The organism is Cytobacillus oceanisediminis (assembly GCF_004366035.1).
Taxonomy (GTDB): Bacteria; Bacillota; Bacilli; order Bacillales; family Cytobacillaceae; genus Cytobacillus; species Cytobacillus oceanisediminis_C.
Genome location: NZ_SOEE01000002.1, coordinates 190,109 through 210,416, shown reverse-complemented (window position 1 = coordinate 210,416; position 20,308 = coordinate 190,109). Strand labels below are relative to the sequence as shown.

Genomic DNA, 20,308 nt, shown 5'->3' with positions numbered 1-20,308 from the left:
AGGCAGTCTTCCCTCCTGAAAAAATCCTTCAGGTGGAAAAACCGCCTCTAGTTTGTCTAGTCAGCGCGCTTATTTGGTTGAAGACGAACCTTTTCGTTCTTCTCAAGTTGTATGACTTTGCCATCCTGGACGACCAATGTGATCGATCCGAATTTAATGCTTCCGAGCATCTGCTTCAAGTGAGCAGATAACTCTTCCCAGTCAGCCTGTTTCAGTGAGGCTCGCCTCCTTTTTTTAGCCTAGGAAATTATAAGTTTATAAGTTTATTTTTAGTGATGTTGAGATTAATCCTACCATACCCATAGGAATTGTCAACAACTTATTTAAATAAATTTTTAAAAATCTGATAAATGGGCTTTTCTTCACTTATTACAACAAAAAAACACCCCCGGCAATGGCCGGGGGTGCATCATTTTTTACTCATCAGCTTCTTCGTTTTGTCTTGTTGTCTGTTCAGGCAAAGTATCCCAGAAGCTTGTGTCAGCAGAATTGATTGAACCATCTGCTATGGCTTTTACTGTCGCATCGAGTGTCGTGATGGTTTGCTTGATAAGATAACCGTTGCTCTTTTGTCCAAGAGCATAAGGCTCATAGTTGTGGTCGGACATTCCGCGCATTTCAAAAAGCAGGGTAGAAATGTCGTAACGGACAGCAGCGCCGTTTCGGCCAATGTTTTCACCTGTTCCGCCGACATATTTTCCAATATGGCCCCAGCCTGTATGGTGAAGTGCATTAAACACAACTGAACCCAGTTTTTTGGACTTTTCAAGTACCTCAGGCTTTACATTGCTGTTGGTTGGATAAAGAATGGATCCCGATACCAGCTTTCCTTCTGTTTCACTTAAAGTACCCTGATGATGAAGATCGATCATATAATCGATATTGTATTTTTGGAATACATTTTCATGAAGAGCACGGGCCTCCGGCTCCATTTGGACTGTTTCTTTATCATGTTCACGATTCAAATCCACACGGTTTGCATTATAGCGGGTTAAATGGCGATCGCCATCGGCAAGATAATCGTCAAGTGAGAAGTTCACATCTCCCATTGCTCCATCCGCGTTAAGCATAGGTATCACAAGTATATTGACGTCTTTAAGAACCCCGCTTGTCTTGCCGGTGCCCAGGTGCTTAATAAACTCCAGCGCACCTTCGGTTGTCAGCTGCTCATTCCCGTGCTGCTGAGTCAGAAAAAGAATGGTCGGATTTTCAGGATTGGATATGTATTTTGCCATGTAAATATCACGGCCTTTTACAGACTGCCCAATCACTTCAAGCTGCATGGCTTCCTGCTTGGCATCCTGCGTTTTTAAATATTCTGTTAAACTATCGTAGGTATGCAGAATTGAAGTCTGAATGGACCCATTTCCCGTACTCGGCCCATTCCCAACAGCACCTGCAGGCATGCCCACAGCGGTAACTGCACCCAAAGCCATTAAACCAGATAATGATACAGATAGAACTTTCTTTTTAATCGTCATAAAATTCATCCCCCCACATTAATAGTTTTTCTTTCACCTCTAATTCTAGTAAACAAATGTAATAGTGATAATAGAGTATGATGCCTATTCTTTTGACAAATTTCGAATAGCGAAATAAGTATAAAAAGAGTAGTTTAATGACGAAATAATGTGTAAATTTGATCCAATTTTACCAGTTGAGAGTGTAGTTCCCAAAAAATCCCTTTTTGTTCTGAGTAAAAAGAACTAAAAAAAAACCGAACAATAGAATGTCCGGTCCTTGCTATTAATTTCGATCTGCCGGGTAGACTACACCAATTTGCCTCCGAGCTTCTTCAATGATCTCCATTGTTATCATCGAGTTAGCGTAGGAGTTGATATCAGATTCAGTCTTTCCAGCCTGAACCAAACGGATGAATTCTTTGGCTTCGTAATACATAGAATCACTTAATTGGTCCTGAGTGAGGTCTTCCCTCTCTCCGCTCCGATAATGCAATTCAACTTTTTCAGGTGCACTTATTCTATCTATAACGATATTTCCCTCTTCCCCTTGAATTTCTGAGGGCAGACTGGAATCGGCTATTTTACTGTACATGATGACCGCATCCATGTCAGGGTATTTAAGGACCATGCTTCCTTCTCCATCGACTCCGGATTCCAGCATATAGCCTGCTGCTTTAATCTCCTCTGGTTTACCGAATAAAGCCACAAGCGGATACACACAGTAAATCCCGATATCCATTAGTGAACCATTCGAAAAATCCGGATTGAATGCATTCAGCACGGTTCCCTGCCTGTATGCATCATAACGGGAAGAGTATTGGCAGTAGCTTGCAAAATACCTGCGCACCTGTCCGATTTTATGAAGATTTTCTTTTACAGCCAAAAAATTAGGCATAAAGGTTGACTTTAAGGCTTCCATTAGAAGAACATTGTTTTTCCTTGCCGCAGCTATCAAAGATTTAAGTTCCTTTGTATTCGAAGCAATCGGCTTTTCGCATAAAACATGAACATTATTATTCATAAAAAGGGTGGCCTGCCCAGCATGCAGGGAATTCGGGCTCGCAATATAGACTGCGTCAATTTCGCCGCTTGCGGCCATCTCCTTTAAATCAGTAAAGGTCCTCTCCACAGCATATTTGCCTGCAAATTCTTTTGCTTTTTCTTCTGTTCGCGAATAAACAGCTGTCAGCTGAAAATCTTCAACCTGCAGAGCCGCTTTTAAAAATCTTTCTGTAATCCAATTAGTGCCAACTATACCGAAACGAACCAATTCTATTCCTCCATTTTTATGTATAAGATACCTTCATATAATGAAGGACAATTTGGCAAAAATCAACCGTTTGCCATTCTGCCAGGCAAATAGGTTTCATCAGTATCCAGCCTCGGTAAACTGAGATACATCTTTTACCCGTACCCAAGGACGCCCATTTTCCCAATCTACTGTTATTGGTACACGGAATGTTTCTTCAAGGAGCGAATCTGTCAAAGTTTCTCTTTTTATGCCTTGTGAAATGACGTTTCCTTCCTTCAGCAGCATGGCATGGGTTATCGAAGGAACAATTTCCTCAATATGATGGGTAACATAAATAATCGTGGGACCATCGGGATGAGCAGCCATTTTTTCAATCGAGCGAAGCAATTCTTCCTGCGAATAGATATCAAGCCCATTGCATGGTTCATCGAGAATAAGCAGCCTTGGTGAAGCCATTAAGGATCTTGCAATCATCGCTTTTCGTTTTTCACCCTGTGAGAGGGATGTGAGATTTTGATTCTGGACATGGCTAATATTGAACTCCAGCATTAAATCCTTTGCTTTTTCCAATTCCTGCTGTGTTATTTCTTGATAAAGGCCTATAGAGGCAAATCTCCCGCTTAAGACAATTTCAAGGGCGGTTTCCGATGGACGGAATTGAAATTTATCATCCAGGGATGTGCTTACCCAGCCAATGGATTTTCTAAGCTCTGGTATATTTGTCTTGCCATAAAGATTGCCTAATACTGAAACTTGCCCGCCATTAGGCCACAGATAGCCTGTAATCATCTGCAGAATCGTTGTTTTCCCTGATCCATTCAAGCCTAATAAGGCCCAATGTTCTCCTTTTCTGACGTTCCATGAAACGTTGTTCAGTATCTTCTTTCCATTTCTTTTCCAGCTTATCTCATCCAGTGAAATAATACTGCTGCTATTCACGTGACTCATTCTTATCCTCCTTCGATCTTTTTATAACGGAACAATTTAAAATAAATAGAGCTGATGACAGTAAAGACTTCCATAGCACCTGCTGGAAATCCTGTGTCTCAGCTCATCCTTTTAAAAATTACTTATTTTCTGCATCAATCATCCCAGAAGCAATACCAGCCCGGCGAAACTTTACAGCGTTTTTTTGATAAAATTCTGCACCTGCCAGGATACGCTCCTGCAGTTCTTCCTTTACCGGCTTTAACGCTTTTGCAGGTACGCCGGCAGCAAGGATGCTTTTCTCAATCACTTTGTTTTCCCCTACTACTGCTCCTGCCGCAATCACTGCACCATTCTTAATGATGGCACCGTTAAGTATAATCGCTCCCATGCCGATCAGGGCACCATCTTCAATGGTACAGCCATGAATCACACAATTATGTCCGATTGTGACATTCTGTCCAATGCTGACAGGGTAACCTTCATCAACATGAATCATCGTTCCCTCCTGTATATTGGTGCCCCTTCCGATTCTGATGGAATCATTGTCCCCGCGCAGCACAGAATTGAACCAAATGGATACATTAGCTTCCAGTTTTACATTGCCGATGATATAGGTGTTAGGTGCCAAATAGACGGTTTCATGAACGTCTGGCTTCAGTCCTTCAAAATCAAAGATCATTTCCGGAACGCCTCCTTCTTATGAAGCCACAGTTTGATCTGTACCGCTCGCATCGTTTTTACGCTTCTTAATCCACTTATTAATCAGCGGATACAAAATACTGATGATTGATAGAATGATGAAGGTTAAGGCAATCGGCCGTGTGAAGAAGATGGAAATATCATTGTTTGACATTTGCATAGCCCTTCTGAACTGGTCTTCAGCAATGGGACCGAGCACAACGCCAAGCACGATGGGGGCCAGCGGGAATTTGGCGTTTTCCAGATAGTAGCCGATAATCCCGAATACCAGCATCATTGCCACATCAAAAATCGAATTCCTGACTGCGAATGTGCCAACAATACAAAAGAGAACGATGAGTGGTCCAATGATCGTGTAGGGCACTTGCAAAATCTTAGAGAATACCGAAATAAACGGTTTGGCAATGAGTAAGATCAGCAAGTTTGCAACAAGCAGCCCAATCAGGATGGTATAGATAAGTGAACCCTGTGTTGAAAACATCAAAGGTCCCGGCTGGATTCCATGAAGTATAAAGGCGCCGAGCAATATGGCAGTTGTCGCGCTTCCCGGAATTCCCAGGGAAAGCAAAGGAACCATGGCACCCATTGCGGCGGCATTATTGGCAGATTCGGGTGCAGCAACCCCTTCTGGAATTCCAGTTCCAAATTCTTTTGATCTTTTTGACCACCGTGCAGCTTCACTGTAGCTGAGCATGGCAGCAGTAGTTGCACCTATTCCCGGAAGGATTCCAATAAACACACCTAATAAAGAAGAACGTCCAATGACGCCAGATATCCGTTTCATGACATTCCAGTTTGGAAGTTCGGAACTCACCTTTTGCTTTGCATTCACCTTGTGGACCTGCTGGACTCTTCTCAGCACCTCTGATATAGCGAATAATCCAATCAGAACAGGGATGAAGTCAATGCCCGACATTAACTGGCCTGATCCGAAGGTGAATCTTGGCACACCGGTCATTGTATCGATGCCAATAGTGGCAATAAACAATCCGAAGGAAACACCGATGAATCCCTTAACCAGATTGCCTGCACTCAAGGAAGCCACTACAGTCAGTCCCATTAGTGCCAATGCAAAATACTCCGGGGACGAAAATCTTAGAGCAAAAGAGGCGAGCAGCGGCGTCAAAAAGATTAATACCAGCGTTCCAAAGACACCCCCTGTGGCAGAACTGAAGATGGAAATTCCGAGGGCTTTCCCCCCTTCACCCTTCTTGGCCATGGGATACCCGTCGAAAACGGTTGCCACCGCTTCCGGTGTGCCTGGGGTTCTAAACAGAATAGCGCTTATGGACCCTGAAAAAACAGATGTGGCATAAATGGAGGTCAGCAGCAAAAAGGCTGCAGCCGGATCCATTGCATAACTGACAGGAAGAAGAATAATGACCAGCATGGTTCCGCTTATACCCGGAATCCCTCCTCCAATGAAACCAAGCAGGACACCGACCATAAGAATGAAAAAATTAAAAGGCTGAAAAAGATTGCCAAAACCGCCTAAAAGTCCTTCTATCATTAAGTTCACCTCTTTTATTAAAGTTGGCTATTAATAAAACAGCAAGCTAAGTGAATAAAAAATCCCGGTTCCCCGCGGGAAAGGCAAATTCAATAAAATAGGAAACAGCACGATAGAACCGGCAGTTGCCAGAGTACCTGTCAGCAGAGCTCGAATATAGCTTTTCATTCCAAACAAAAGCGCCATTACAAAAATCCCCAGAATCGTCGCAGCAATAAAACCAACATAACCTAGAATAAAGATATAGATTGCAAGAACAGCAAACAAGAGGAAGAACTTTTTCGGATGAACGAGCTTATCTTCATTATCTGCATCTGCTGAATCATTGTCATCTCCCTTTATATTCTGAACATTCTTCACCTTTAGAGCCCTCATCAGCAGGATAACCGATAGAATTAGCATCAGGATCATTAAAGCTGCTGGCCATGTTCCTGCAGAAATGAAATTCCCTGTCCTATTTTCCACCTGGAGTGACAAAACCAGAAAAAAAGACGAAAAGACTATTATGATTATTGAAAGATTTCGTTCCAGCTGCATCTCTTATCCCCCCAAAAAATTTAATAAGTAAATTGGAGGAGGCTGTTAGCCTCCCTTCCATTTAAATCACAATTCATTTCCCATCCACTTAAGAATATTTAAAGTCAGGCTTCCGTTTTTCCAAAAATGAACGCACCCCTTCCCGATAATCCTCTGAAAGAAACGAGTCAATGACAAGCTCGGCTGTTTCAGGTGAATCTTCAATGGCTCCGGCAAGCACTTCATTAATGATTTTTTTTGAACCCCTGACTGACAGCTGGGCATTTCTGCAAATTAACTCTGCATATCTGACCGTTTCTTCTTTAATGGCTCCTGCAGGATATATACGATCGATAAGACCGATCTGATACGCTTCCCCGGCATCCAGAAGCCTTCCTGTGTAAAGAATATCTTTGGCTTTCGCCGGGCCGACAAGATCTACAACATTTTTGGTTCCCGGTGTATTGTATACTAGGCCAAGCTTTGCTGGAGTAATGCCGAACTTGCCCTGTTCATCAGAGAATCTAAAATCACAGGCAACCGCAATTTCACATCCGCCGCCAACACAAAAACCCTGTATCATCGCAATCGTTGGCTTTGATGCATCCATGATTGATTTTTCTGCTATCATCGTTGCCTTGTTATACTTTTCAGCACCTTCTGCGGTATACCTTAACGTCTTAAATTCGCTGATATCAGCGCCTGCCGAAAAAGCAGCAGATCCAGTCCCTTTAAAAATGATTACTTTTACATTGGCATCATTTTCGCATTCCTCGATAAGCTGCGGAATCCTTAACCAGATTTCATAACTGAGGGCATTCCTTTTATCCGGCCGGTTGAAGCATATGAATGCAATATCTCCTTCAACCTGAAGATAAACCGGTTCACTGTACGTCTTATCCCCGCTGAATGCTTCCAAATTCTTAGACATATCGCTAACGACCTTTCTGCTATTTTTTATTCAGGATGGGCCTTTCATCCATGGTCTTCACAGTCCCGGACTTTGTTAAATTTCTTATGGAATCTTCGTCATACCCCAAACCATTCAACACTTCAATCGTGTCCTGTCCGAAGAGAGGAGAGGGGGTTTTCACCTCACCTGGAGTTTTTGAAAATTTTGCAGGAATGCCAATCATCTTCATTTTTCCTATTAATGGATGCTCCACTTCCTGAATCATGCCTCTGGCTTCATAATGCGGATCCTGAACCGCCTCTGCAAAGTTGTTGATTGGTCCCGCAGGTACTCCTGCTTTTTCACAGAGATCAATCCAATGCTGGGTATCTTGATGCATTAATACAGCCTCAATATCTTCTTCCAGCTCACTCACATGTTTGTTTCTCAATAAATTGGTTTTATAGCGCGGATCCGCCAGCCATTCAGGCTTTCCGGCAACGTCCTCGCAAAATCTTTCCCAGGTCCTTTGATTGGCACATCCAAGCATCATATAACCTGATTTTGTTTTAACAGCCTGATAAGGAGCAGACACACGGTGCCTCCAGCCGGTTGCTTCCGGTATCGTTCCTTCGGCAAAATAGGCCCCTGCCTCCCACGTAAACCATGGAAGTCCAATCTCAGCCAGGGCAATATCCACATGCTGTCCTTCCCCTGTCTTCATCTTATGGATAAAAGCTGCCAAAACCGAGTAGGCTGCAGTTATGCCTGCCCCGATATCGTAAACGGCAATGCCGGATTTCATCGGCCGCATTCCTTTTTCTCCTGTCATGCTCATAAGCCCTGTCATTCCCTGGGCTACCAGATCGAACCCGCCCTTATGAGAATAAGGGCCAGTCTGGCCATAACCTGAGATAGAACAATAGACTAACCCAGGATTAATCTTCTTTAGGCTTTCATAGTCTATGCCAAGTGATTTTGTTACTCCCGGTCGGTAATTTTCAACCACAACATCTGCTTCTTTAGCCAATTGATAGAAGATTTCTTTTCCTTCTTTGGTTTTAAGGTTTAATGCTATGCTTTTTTTATTTCGGTTTATTTGAAAAAAGCAAGTAGATTCCCCATTTACATATGGGCCCATTTGGCGGGAATCGTCTCCGCCGTTCACTTTCTCTACTTTCATGACTTCCGCACCGAGATCTGCAAGGACCATAGTGCAATACGGACCAGCCATGATTTGCGATGCATCAAGGACTTTCATTCCTTGTAATGGTCCCAATCAGAACACCCCATTTTGAAAATATTGTCTCGGAAGTGAGCCCGAAGTGACCGGCAGCTGTTCATTTCTATACATTCCTAATCTGTGCATGTTATAATAAATTCGATTTTCATGAGGATGGAGCATTTCTATTTTGGCGAGTGGAGATGCTCCTTTTTTATTCACGGATCATATTCATTCCGCGCTCCAGATCGTTGCGCAGATGATTTTCTGCGGATTGATAGACAGCTATCTCGTCCCGGGCTTTAAGAGCATGAAGGATTTGGCTATGTTCCTTAAGAATTTCTCTATTATGCTCATTGTTTTTTAGGATATTGGCCCGGTATAGCAAAAGAAATGAACGTACTTGCTGCAGCAAGTGCACTGCCCGCTTGTTTGGGCTTGCTTCCAAGAGCCGATCATGAAACTTAGCATTCCATTCAAGTAAATGTAGATGGTTTCCTTCCAAAAAGGCATCTTCAGCTTTTTCAAGAGTTTCTTCAATGCTATTCAGCTGCTCTTTTGTAATCGTTTTCAAAACAATTCCTATTATTTGAGGCTCCAGCATAATGCGAGTTTCGTATAAATCCTTAAAATCAGTTTCATCCAGTTTTACAATAGCAAGCCCCAGCTGATCCTGAACCAGCAGTCCCTCTATTTGCAGCTGGCGCAACGCTTCTCTTAACGGGGTCCGGCTTATATTATATTTTTCCGCAATATGGGAAACATTGACCTTCTCACCAGGCTTTAATTGACCTGACAAAATGGATCTTTTTATAATGTCATAGATTTGCTGATAAAGCGGCTGCGTAAATTTCAGGCCTTGCACCATTTTTGCCTATCCTCCTTTTCAGAAGAAATGATTATCTCTTCCTGTTTCTGTATACTGTGTGCTGTATCCTGGATACAGCTTCTAGGGCGATCATATCTGCCAGTCTGAATGGCAGTCAATAACCTGAACAAAAGCTTTTAAGAATATATAAAACTAGTTTTCCTTCGACAAAATTTTCCAGCAGCCTATCGAGCAAACCTATGAAAATCTATCATGAAGCTTGCAGGAGGCAAAAAGGCAGATTTTCTGCCTTTCGCCTATTTAATTCAATCATTCTTTTAATAGAGAGCCGTAAGTGTCGATTAGTTTTTCAAATTCGGCATTATATTCTTCTGAATTTAGCCAGCCATCCCGAAGGTGCAGGTAATTGGCTTTTTCATACTCTTTATAGTCCGGGCGATCTTTCGCTTCCTCAAGGGCTTTTTCAAGCGCTGAAATGATTTCAGGCGGTGTATCTGCGTGGACCATGAAGCCTCTGCCCTGGCCGTCTGTTACATCTATCCCCATTTCAGTTGAAATCGGGACGTCATCAAAGCCTTCCATTTTCTCTTCAGTAAAGGCAATCAGCATCTTAATATCTCCGCTTTCCAGCTGGGCAATCGATGGGCCTGGCTCCTCTGCAATGACATCGATATGTCCCCCGAGCAGTGCTGCTGTCATCTCTCCAGAACCTTCAAATGAGATATAATTAAACTTTGTTCCAGTAGATTTTTCAAACTGTCTGACTACCAGTTCATCAAAGCCGGCTGAACCTGTACCGCCTATCGTGATCTCACCAGGTTTTTCCTTAGCCTTTGCGATAAGATCATCAATATCCTTGAACTTGCCATCGCTTTTTACTTGGAGGGTCATGGTATCATTTTGCACCCTTCCGACAGAGGTTAATTTGGTCAAATCATTTTTTTCCACACCTGCTGCAATATTTACGGGATGATTGGATGTTGCCGACCAGATGGTATAGCCATCAGCCGGCTGCCTAGCCACATGGTCAGCTGAATTGATCCCCGCCGCACCAGGCATATTCACAACATTTATGTTTACACCAAGAATATCTTTAAGTTCTTTTGCAATGGCCCTTGCAAAATTGTCACTCCCGCCGCCCGCACCAAAGCCAACAATAATTTCAATCTGCCGCTCGGGATAATTGCCTGTGCTTTTCTTTTCCTCCGAGCTTGCTTCCTGAGGTGAAGAATTACATGCCTGCAAAAAGAATACCAATGCAATTGCAAGAGACAAAATCGAAATCCTCTTTAATTTCATGTTAATTTTCCCCCAAATTAAGAAAAGTTTTAAATTTCTGTAAATTTAATGCATAGTTATTTCCTTAAAACAACTTATAATGAATAGCACTTATCCCGGAATGGACCTATTCCCCAGACAGTTTCGTCACCTCCCTGTTTATGGATAGTTTCATTTAACTTCAATGCAATTTTTGTGCCGAAAAGCAAAAAACTTGATTAATTTTTTTTGACGGGCATCAAAATCGTAAGCGTTTTCAAATCTAATCGGACATTCTGATTTTTAATGCATTTCATTTCTTAGTTCCTTCCAATACACTTATTAGTTGTGCTTGTTCTCTTTTGAAACAAATTGTCCACGCATATGTTTCAATTCGAAACTTTTATTGGTTTCCTGCAGATTCTGCCCTTTCAATTGACTCCATCAGATAGTCGGCAACATGCTTTGTTTCTATCTGATCCTCCATTCCTTCACGATAAACCCCCAGTTTCATTTGGAGGTAACACCCTGGATTGGCTGTTATTAGAACAGCTGATTCAGTTTCTTTGACTCTGGACATTTTCTTATCCAATATTTCATTAGCAAGATTTGGCTGCAATAAATTATAAATTCCTGCAGACCCGCAGCAATATTTCTTTTCAGGAAGATCCACATATTCCGAGTTTGGAATTCCCTTCACCAATTTAGCCGGAGCATCCTTCACCTTCATTACATATTGCAGATGGCAGGAAGGCTGATAGGTCACTCTTTCACCTCTGCCGGCAGTAACAGGCATTTCTCCTTTTTCATATATGATCTCACTGATATCCCTTATTTTGGCAGAGAATGCTTTCGCCCTCTCCAGCCAATGGTAATCCCCCCGGAATAAATCCGCATATTCCGCAAGTGCAGCACCGCAACCTCCGGCATTGGTAATAATATAATCCACATTTGCTTCTTCAAAAGCCTGTATATTCGCTTTGGCCAATTCAATGGCCCTGTCTTTTTTTCCGCTATGATGGTGGAGTGCTCCACAGCACATCTGCGCTTTAGGGGTTACCACATCAAATCCAGTCTTCGACAGCAATTTAATGGAATTATCGTTTGTTTCCCTGAACATGACATCCATAATACAGCCATGGAAAAAGGCTACCCGGCCCCTTGCTGCCTTTTCTTCATCAGTCCTCGGAGTAAACTCAGGATGATGTTTCCTCCCTGAAGGCGGCAAAATGGAAGGCGTGATTCTTTCCATCTGCCTCATCTGTTCTGGGAAGAATTTCAAAATGCCCAGTCCTCTAGTTACATACTGAAGCCCGCTTTTTTGATAAAACCACAGAAGATTGCCAACAGTATTAAGCCTTTTTTGGTTGGCAAGAACATGGTCAAAGAAGTAATCTTTAAAAGTCCTTGCCGGATATGCAGTTTTTTTAATATCCGTTTGTACAGGTGCTTCAGCCGCTGCTGCTATTCGCTCCTTGGCGAGCATGACGATATCAGGAACCTGTACATCAATAGGGCAAGCATCCACACAGGCTGAGCAAAGCAGGCAGCGATCGAGCTGATCTTTGATTTCCTGATTTACGGGGATAGTGCCCTCGATCAGACTTCTTGCCATCAATACTCTGCCCCTGGGACCATCAGCTTCCCTGCCTGTGATATTTAATGTAGGACAAACATTGCGGCAGGCACCGCAGCGCACACAAGTTTGCATGGATTCTTCCGCCGTCAGCAATTTCATTTCATTCACCTCCTGCCTAGTTAGGCAATGCCATCTTGCCTGGATTTAAAATATTATTTGGATCGAGCGTCCTTTTAATAGCTCGCATCACTTCCATGGCAGGCCCATGCTCTACATCCATATATTTGGCACGGACAATTCCAACTCCATGCTCAGCAGTCGTCGTTCCCTCCATTTTAATTGCCAGTTCATGAATATCGTCGATCATTTTCTGCACATTTTCCATTTCCATTTCATTATTCATGTTCACTACCGGTCCGGTATGCATATTTCCATCACCAACATGGCCGTATATTCCGCAGATGATGCCATATCGTTCTGAGATATTATGAATCTCCCGCAGTGTTTCAGGGAGTCTTGAAATTGGCACACAGATGTCTTCGCCGCCATACACCCGGAAACCGCCAGGCTTCAATAGTCCAACAGCAGCACCAACAAGCTTCCTTGCCTGCCAGAGCTTTTCACACTCATCCGGCTCATCGCTGAACTTTATATAATTCGTGAATTTTTCAACTACCTTTCTGAGGCGGTTCACCTGGGAGCTTACCTCCTCTTTGGCACCATCCACTTCAAAAACAAGAATAGCTTCATTATCCAGAGGAAGATTCAGCTCAGGCTTCATCATGTTGACAGCCTTCGTACAATTAAAGTCCATGATTTCGATGGCTGAAGGCTGCAGGCCTGAAGAAAAAACAGCGTTAACCGCCTCTCCTGCATCTTCCAATCTTTCAAATGAGCATAGTACAATACCTCTTGTGACAGGGAGCGGCAATAATTTTAGACGAAGGCGCGTTACAATTCCAAGAGTGCCTTCTGAACCGATCATTAAATGTGCAAGGTCGTAGCCGGAAACCGATTTAAGCGCCTTCGATTTTGCCCCGCCAGTCACAATGATGTCACCAGTGGGGAGTACGACTTCCATTCCCAGGACATAATGGCGGGTAACACCGTATTTGACTGCCCTCAGTCCGCTTGAATTGTTGGAAACCATTCCTCCGACAGTGCACATATTTGCGCTTCCTGGGTCAGGAGGAAACCTTAGTCCATAAGGCTTTAAAGCCTCATTTAAATCATTTTGGATGACTCCCGGCTCAATCACTGCCTGCATATTCCTGTGATCAATCTCCAGTATTCGATTCATTTTCGATAAATCCAGCATAATACCGCCTTTAACCGGGACGGCTCCTCCTGTTTGCCCGGTGGCTGCCCCTCTCGGGTATAATGGGATTTTAAATTCGTTGGCCAGCCGGACACATTCACTGACCTCTTCAGTTGACAGCGCAATAACGGCCACTTGAGGCAGTTTCGGACGGAGCTGAGTTTCAAAGGATGCATCATAGGAGTAGGTCATCATATCAGTGCAATTGGTTAATAGCCGGTCGTCTCCGAAGATATTTCTTAATCGGGTTATCACATTATCATCCAGCGGAGGCGGTGTCATTGTTTCATTCATTCTTTCTCCTCCTTATAAACTATTTATTTTTCGCCAGAGGGTCGTCCTGCCGATCCCAAGAATTTTTGCGGCTTCTGTTTTATTGCCGTTAACTTGCTTCAGCACGTTCAGAATATACTCTTTCTCATAGTTTTGAAGCTTTGTTTCTTCATCTATTTCTTCATTAATGCTGTGTTGTTTTATAAAATGTAATTTGGAAAAGTCTTTCCCGCCTGCAGCTAAAACAGTTTCTGAATCAATCAAATTCTCAGGGGAAAGAATCATCGCTCTTTCGACAATGTTCCTTAGCTGGCGTATATTCCCCGGCCAATGATAGCTTTGCATAATTTTCATAGCTTCGGCAGTGAAGCCCTTAATATTTCTCCGAATGCCTGGTTCCAATTCTTTTATGAAAAAATCGCATAACAATGGAATATCAGGTATCCTTTCACGCAAAGACGGAATTGGGATGTCAAGGATATTAAGGCGATAATACAAATCAGCCCGGAAGCTCCCATCTTCCACCATATTCTCAAAGTCACGGTTCGAGGCAGCGATGACCCGAATATTAATGGGGATCACTCTTTCATCCCCAATCCGCATCACTTCCCCTTCCTGCAAAACCCTAAGGAGCTGGGCCTGTAAGGATTCAGCGAGTTCGCCAATTTCATCAAGGAAGATGGTTCCCTGATGAGCCAATTCAAATAATCCTGTTTTTCCTCCCTTTTTCGCTCCCGTAAAGGCTCCTTCGACGTAGCCGAACAATTCGCTTTCCAGCAGGTTTTCAGGGATGGCCGCACAATTCACTGCTACGAATGGCCCTTCCGTCCGCTTGCTGAAGCTATGGATTAAATGGGCGAATACTTCTTTTCCCACACCCGTTTCACCCGTTAGGAGAACAGTAGAATCCACCTGTGAGTATTTCTTCACCTTTTCGATCGCTTTTTGATACATCTCGCTTTTCCCGACAATATTATTTAGACTGTATTTCGTGACATGACCGCGATGAAGGAGCTTTTTGCGGATTTCCTGCTCCTGCTGCTGAAGTCTATGAACCTCCTGAAATGTACAGACAGCCCCAAATACCTTTTGCTCGTGCCTGATGGGTATTCGATTTGCAACTACTTTTACACCATTGGCATCCTGGATACGGTTCAGTTCTTCCTTACCAGTCGAAAGAACTTTTTTCATTTGTGAATTAACGAGTATATCATCAATCGACTTGCCGATAACCGAATCATAGGGAAGGTTTAGGATGCTGTAAACGGATGGATTGCATACTGTAATAATCCCTTGTTCATCCACAGCTATTACCCCATCAGCAATAAAATCAAGAATGGCCTGGAGTTCCTTGGTTCGTTTCAATTCTGTGCGCCTTACTTCAATCAGGCTTCTTGCTTCAAGAATGGCCTGGATGACCGATTCCTCTCCAGACGTTAATATCACTGTTTTTATCGAATCATTTTTGACTTTGTTTGTAAAAATACTCTTGCCAATGAGGACATCTATCTCTTTTTTGCTGAGAGCCTCGACGGCTGCTTCAGCTTCCTCAGGCACAATTACGCTATGCTTTTCAATCGAAAAACCCAGCACAGATTCAATTGTTTGGATCCCCTGCAAAACATCCCGGGTGTCGGCTATTCCAATCTTCTGTCCGAGTTTTTGTGCTTCTTTAATAGTTCGGAGCAGGTCATATCCAGTTATGGGAATCTGCACGACGGGAATGCCAAGGTCGGACTCAATGAGCTTTAATCCCAGGGTTCCTCTGCTGATGATTACTTCTGTGCCGGATTTTTCAAATTCTTTAGCAGCTGCAATTGCATTTCGGAAGCTCACTTTTCTTATCGCGACATCTTCTCCTGTTTTTTTCGCAGCTTCCTTTGAAACCTGTATCAGCGCGTCAATGGGGGTTAAAATGGCAATTTCGGACATCACTTCACCTCATTTTCCTTTTTCTCTTGGACAAGTTTTATTATTATATTAAGTTAATCTTATCAGATGCCAAGGAAAATTTCGGTAAGTTTTCATAATAATCAGTTTATTTGTTTGATAAATTAGATCCGAATAGTTTCTGCCTTTATTTTAATCACGCTTTCAACCTGGCCAAGCGGGCCCACTGGTGAACACATCCCCGCTGCTGTGCCGGAGAGCTGAAAAAAAGAGGATAGATCCTTTAGGTCCTCATCATTCAGCTGTTCAAAAACCGTACCTCCTATAATCACTGCATTTCCTATTAAACTGTCTTCAAAAATGTCCAGCAGATGTGTGCAGAGCCATTTTCCGTTTCCTTCTCCGGTTAAAGCTCCGTTGATTTCAATATAAGTCGTTTCAGGTATGAACATACTAAATGATCCGGCTGCCAGGCAAGCCGCCATTGAATCCGGAGAAATAACAATGGGAATGGCCCCCCTTCCTCCCAGACCCTTAATATCCTCATCTATTCCTGCAATGACCATTCCATTCATCGGAATATTCTCTGAACGGTAATATTGGGACAAATCGCAATCTATTAGTCTTATTCCTTTTCCTATACAGAACTTACGGATGGCTTCATTTTCTGCACCTCCAAGAGAAAACAGAATCTTGGCTGGATTTTTTGCGTTTTTGTAACCTTGTCTGTTAAATGCTTTGATAACATTAAGTGAATTTTGGCCGCTGACGAATAGGAAATCTGGTGTCACCTGGATCTGATCCCCTGGAATAACTGAAGGGAGATTTGCCAGTTCGGCGAGTCGTTTTTCAAATATATTCACCCGCTCACGTCTCCTTAGGACCAGAAATTTAGCAGAATGGATTTTCGAGCCAATGCCGCTGTGCGGCGGAAACTCCTGCACCTAACTCTACTTCGTATCCGCTCTTTTTTAAAGCAAGCTCCATTGCAGCAAACATCTTCAGCATATCTGCCGCATCCGTATACCCCATATGGCCGAGACGCAAAATCTGATTCTTCACCTTTCCAAGACCGCCTCCCAATGCGATATGGAATTCTTCCCGCATCATCTTTCTGAATTCATCGGCATTATTTAATTTTACGGCTGTCAGGGTTGGACTGGCAGCCGAGTCATCCACCAGCAAATCAAGACCCAATGCCCTCACCCCTGCCCTTGTCATATCCCGAAGTGCAGCATGTCTTTTGTATTCAGCTTCTATTCCTCCGCTTTTTTCTATCATATTGCAGGCCTCAAGCAGTCCGCATACAAGTGATATATTTGGCGTATAAGGTGTTCCAGTTCCTGATTCCAGTCCTTTTTTATAAAGTTTAAGGTCAAAATAAAAGGATGGACACTGATGATTATTTACAGCATTCCAGGCTTTTTCACTCAAGGTTATCAATGCAAGTCCGGGAGGCAGCATTAATGCTTTCTGTCCTCCAGTTGCAACTATATCAATACCCCATTCATCCATATACAGGGGTGTTCCGACAATCGAGCTGACCGCATCAACAAGGAATATGGCATCTGTTTCTTTTACAACTGCTGCAATCTCTTTTATGTTGTTGATTGCAGAGGTGGATGTTTCACAATGTGTCGCAAAAACAGCTTTTGCCTCAGGATTTTCCTTTAATGCTTTTCTCACATCTTCAGGATCTGCAATCTTTCCCCATTCCGCATCAACCCGGACGGTTTTGCAGCCGATATGGTCTGTAATTCCCTGAAGGTACTCACCAAAATAGCCGACTACGCAAAGGATGATCGTATCATTGGGACCAACCGTATTAATAATAGCTGTTTCAAGAGCGGAGGCTCCGCTTGAGGTAAGAGGGATCACCAGGTTTTCAGTCTGGAATATCATTTTGGACTTTTCAGTCGTTTCCTGAAGTACATCCTGGAAGGCTGGATTCCGGTAATCCATCATGGGATGATCGAAACTTCTTAGCATGGCACGCTGTATTTCTTTCGGAACCTGAACTGGCCCCGGTAATCTTAAATCCAATTTTTCTTCAAACATTGCTTCCTCCCCTATCGTTTCTGGTTTATATCGTGCTAATGAGTTATGATGCAATTTCCGTGCCAAGGCTGAATGCCTTTTGTACAAAGGTTTGTTTGTTAGAGGAGTGTTTCAGTGTTTCGTTTTGGGACGACTTGGAACAGTTTGGTGAAACAGCTGGTGGTGTGAAAAAAATTTCATGTGATAAATTGGGTTCTTCTTTTGGGATGGTGATACCGTTATGACGATGGTTTTTTGGGGATTCCTGATTTTTGGATGATTGACAGCGGTTATAAAGACGGGATTTTTATCTGTATTCTATTTAGGTGTTGATTAACTACCATTTTCGCTTTACTGCCCTCAATTTCGTCGTTAATCCATGCGATTAACTACCATTTTCGTCTTACTGCCCTCGATTTCGTCGTTAATCCTGCGATTAACTACCATTTTCGCCTTTCTGCCCTCGAGTTCGTCGTTAATCCATGCGATTAACTACCATTTTCGTCTTTCTGCCCTCGATTTCGTTGTTAATCCATGCGATTAACTACCATTTTCGTCTTACTGCACTCGATTTCGTTGTTAATCCATGCGATTAACTACCATTTTCGTCTTTCTGCCCTCCATTTCGTCGTTAATCCATCAGATTAACTACCATTTTCGCCTTTCTGCCCTCCATTTCGTCGTTAATCCATCAGATTAACTACCATTTTCGCCTTTCTGCCCTCAGTTTCGTCGTTAATCCATGCAATTAACTACCATTTTCGCCTTTCTGCACTCAATTTCGTCGTTAATCCATGCGATTAACTACCATTTTCGCCTTTCTGCACTCGATTTCGTCGTTATTCCATGCGATTAACTACCATTTTCGCCTTTCTGCACTCAATTTCGTCGTTAATCCATCAGATTAACTACCATTTTCGCCTTTCTGCACTCGATTTCGTCGTTAATCCATCAGATTAACTACCATTTTCGCCTTTCTGCACTCAGTTTCGCCGTTATTCCATGCGATTAACTACCATTTTCGCCTTTCTGCACTCGATTTCGTCGTTAATCCATCAGATTAACTACCATTTTCGTCTTACTGCCCTCGATTTCGTCGTTAATCCTGTCTGGATTTTGTAAGCGATTATGCTGAAGCATTTCATTATTTAAATTTGGACTTTTGCACTCATTTGCTACTTTCATAAAAATATATTAAACAACAAAAGGCAGCCCCATTCTTTCGAACAGGCTGCCTTTTTTACATTATGAATTATGCTTTCTAAGAAATCTTCTTTAATTCATCTGTTAGGCGGATGAATTCTTCTTTGTTTCGGCTAGTGAGAGCTTCATCAATTTTTTCGCGAAGCTTTTCTTTTCGGTATTCCATCAGAGCTTGATTCAGGACTTGTTCTGCTAACAATGAGACGTTTTCCTCAGACTGTTGCGGCGAGTTAAGTAGACGTTTTTCCATTTAAAATCAACCCCTTGACCTTTTTTCTATTGTAACAGAAGTTTTCAGATTATTCAAATCATTATTTACTGGAAATTTTGTCAGCAGCTGCTAAGCTTGTTAAATACAATGTACCCGGTTAGTGAACAGTTTAAACAAAATACAAAAAAAGCTGACTCATGAGAAGAATTAATTCCCTCACAGGTCAGCTTTCCCGATTGCCTTTTACGCTTTGGCTGTTTCAAGTATGCTCATTACATTTTGTACAGACTTAACAGATTGATCCAGTGCTTTTTTCTCATCGGCAGTCAATGGAATTTCAATGACACTTTCTATTCCATTTCCGCCCAGGATTGCAGGCACTCCCAGATAGATGTTACTGTATCCATACTCACCTTCTAAATAGGCAATTGAAGGCAGGATTCGTTTTTTATCTTTCAGAATCGATTCAGCCATTTCAACCATTGAAGCTGCTGGAGCATAATAGGCACTTCCCTGGCCAAGCAGATTTACAATTTCTCCTCCGCCTTTTCTGGTTCTTTCCACAATCGCTTCGATTCGGTCGGCAGGGAGAATTTTCTCCAGCGGAATGCCGCCAGCATATGAATATCTGACAAGCGGAACCATATCATCTCCATGACCGCCCAGCACAAAACCTGAAATATCTTCAATGGAGACACCCAGCTCTTGAGCCACAAACGTATTAAATCGGGCTGTATCCAATACACCCGATTGGCCGATTACCCTATTTTTCGGAAAACCAGTTGTTTTATAGCAGACATAGGTCATTGCATCGACAGGATTACTTAATACAATGATATAGCTTTCCGGGGCGTATGTTTTTATATTTTGAGAAACTTCTATCATAATCTTCTCATTTACAGCGACTAGATCGTCCCTGCTCATTCCGGGTTTTCTTGGCATTCCTGCCGTAATCAATACTAAATCCGCATCTTGTATGTCTTCATAACTTGAAGTGCCGGTTATGCTGGCATTGAAGCGCTGAACCGGTCCAGCTTCAAGCATATCAAGGGCCTTGCCTTTTGTTGGGTTCGTCTGTGAAGGTATGTCTACTAAAATTATGTCTCCCAATTCTTTTTGGGCCAGCATAAGTGCTGCTGTCGCACCAGTAAAGCCTGACCCTATTACGGCAATCTTTCTTCTCTTAAAAGTCATGGCTGTTCCTCCATTTCATCATACTAGTGGAGT

At 42.8% G+C, this 20,308-nt stretch carries 18 protein-coding genes; all 18 read right to left on the bottom strand.

Features of this window, described 5'->3' with window-relative positions; genetic code table 11:
• Positions 1-56 precede the first annotated feature (56 nt).
• The gene (locus DFO72_RS05375) at positions 57-179 is read right to left on the bottom strand and encodes a YezD family protein (RefSeq protein ID WP_372675480.1); all 123 of its coding nucleotides are present in this window, start codon (positions 177-179) and stop codon (positions 57-59) included.
• A 237-nt stretch (positions 180-416) separates the two neighbouring features.
• On the bottom strand, positions 417-1,481 hold the full coding sequence (locus tag DFO72_RS05370) for a M14 family zinc carboxypeptidase (RefSeq protein WP_113881058.1): 1,065 nt from the start codon (positions 1,479-1,481) through the stop codon (positions 417-419).
• Between the two features lie 265 nt (positions 1,482-1,746).
• Positions 1,747-2,733 carry a Gfo/Idh/MocA family protein gene (locus tag DFO72_RS05365; protein ID WP_113881059.1) on the bottom strand — a complete coding sequence of 329 codons (987 nt, stop codon included), beginning with the start codon at positions 2,731-2,733 and terminating at the stop codon, positions 1,747-1,749.
• 99 nt (positions 2,734-2,832) lie between these two features.
• A complete protein-coding gene (locus tag DFO72_RS05360) occupies positions 2,833-3,663 on the bottom strand; it encodes an ABC transporter ATP-binding protein (RefSeq protein WP_113881060.1) in 831 nt (276 codons plus the stop codon).
• 118 nt (positions 3,664-3,781) lie between these two features.
• Positions 3,782-4,324, bottom strand: coding sequence for a gamma carbonic anhydrase family protein (locus DFO72_RS05355; RefSeq protein WP_113881061.1), 543 nt, complete (start codon positions 4,322-4,324; stop codon positions 3,782-3,784).
• 18 nt (positions 4,325-4,342) lie between these two features.
• On the bottom strand, positions 4,343-5,854 hold the full coding sequence (locus DFO72_RS05350; protein ID WP_113881062.1) for a tripartite tricarboxylate transporter permease: 1,512 nt from the start codon (positions 5,852-5,854) through the stop codon (positions 4,343-4,345).
• Positions 5,855-5,884: 30 nt separating this feature from the next.
• Positions 5,885-6,391, bottom strand: a complete 507-nt coding sequence (locus DFO72_RS05345; RefSeq protein ID WP_113881063.1) for a tripartite tricarboxylate transporter TctB family protein — start codon at positions 6,389-6,391, stop codon at positions 5,885-5,887.
• Positions 6,392-6,479: 88 nt separating this feature from the next.
• Positions 6,480-7,301, bottom strand: a complete 822-nt coding sequence (locus DFO72_RS05340; RefSeq protein WP_113881064.1) for an enoyl-CoA hydratase-related protein — start codon at positions 7,299-7,301, stop codon at positions 6,480-6,482.
• 19 nt (positions 7,302-7,320) lie between these two features.
• Positions 7,321-8,541 (bottom strand): CaiB/BaiF CoA transferase family protein, encoded by a 1,221-nt coding sequence (locus DFO72_RS05335; protein ID WP_113881065.1) that lies wholly within the window; start codon positions 8,539-8,541, stop codon positions 7,321-7,323.
• Positions 8,542-8,698: 157 nt separating this feature from the next.
• Positions 8,699-9,352, bottom strand: a complete 654-nt coding sequence (locus DFO72_RS05330; protein WP_113881066.1) for a GntR family transcriptional regulator — start codon at positions 9,350-9,352, stop codon at positions 8,699-8,701.
• Between the two features lie 270 nt (positions 9,353-9,622).
• Positions 9,623-10,612, bottom strand: a complete 990-nt coding sequence (locus tag DFO72_RS05325) for a tripartite tricarboxylate transporter substrate binding protein (protein WP_113881067.1) — start codon at positions 10,610-10,612, stop codon at positions 9,623-9,625.
• Positions 10,613-10,973: 361 nt separating this feature from the next.
• A complete protein-coding gene (locus DFO72_RS05320) occupies positions 10,974-12,308 on the bottom strand; it encodes a (Fe-S)-binding protein (protein WP_113881068.1) in 1,335 nt (444 codons plus the stop codon).
• Between the two features lie 16 nt (positions 12,309-12,324).
• A complete protein-coding gene (locus tag DFO72_RS05315; RefSeq protein ID WP_113881069.1) occupies positions 12,325-13,761 on the bottom strand; it encodes an FAD-binding oxidoreductase in 1,437 nt (478 codons plus the stop codon).
• A 12-nt stretch (positions 13,762-13,773) separates the two neighbouring features.
• On the bottom strand, positions 13,774-15,672 hold the full coding sequence (locus tag DFO72_RS05310) for a sigma 54-interacting transcriptional regulator (RefSeq protein ID WP_113881070.1): 1,899 nt from the start codon (positions 15,670-15,672) through the stop codon (positions 13,774-13,776).
• Between the two features lie 122 nt (positions 15,673-15,794).
• On the bottom strand, positions 15,795-16,493 hold the full coding sequence (locus DFO72_RS05305) for a hypothetical protein (protein WP_113881071.1): 699 nt from the start codon (positions 16,491-16,493) through the stop codon (positions 15,795-15,797).
• A 28-nt stretch (positions 16,494-16,521) separates the two neighbouring features.
• Complete coding sequence (locus DFO72_RS05300) at positions 16,522-17,688, bottom strand: pyridoxal-phosphate-dependent aminotransferase family protein (protein WP_113881072.1); 1,167 nt, start codon at positions 17,686-17,688, stop codon at positions 16,522-16,524.
• Positions 17,689-18,928: 1,240 nt separating this feature from the next.
• Positions 18,929-19,120: an IDEAL domain-containing protein gene (locus DFO72_RS05295; RefSeq protein ID WP_113881073.1), complete on the bottom strand. Its 192-nt coding sequence runs from the start codon at positions 19,118-19,120 to the stop codon at positions 18,929-18,931.
• A 204-nt stretch (positions 19,121-19,324) separates the two neighbouring features.
• The gene (mdh, locus tag DFO72_RS05290) at positions 19,325-20,275 is read right to left on the bottom strand and encodes a malate dehydrogenase (protein ID WP_113881074.1); all 951 of its coding nucleotides are present in this window, start codon (positions 20,273-20,275) and stop codon (positions 19,325-19,327) included.
• Positions 20,276-20,308: the final 33 nt, after the last annotated feature.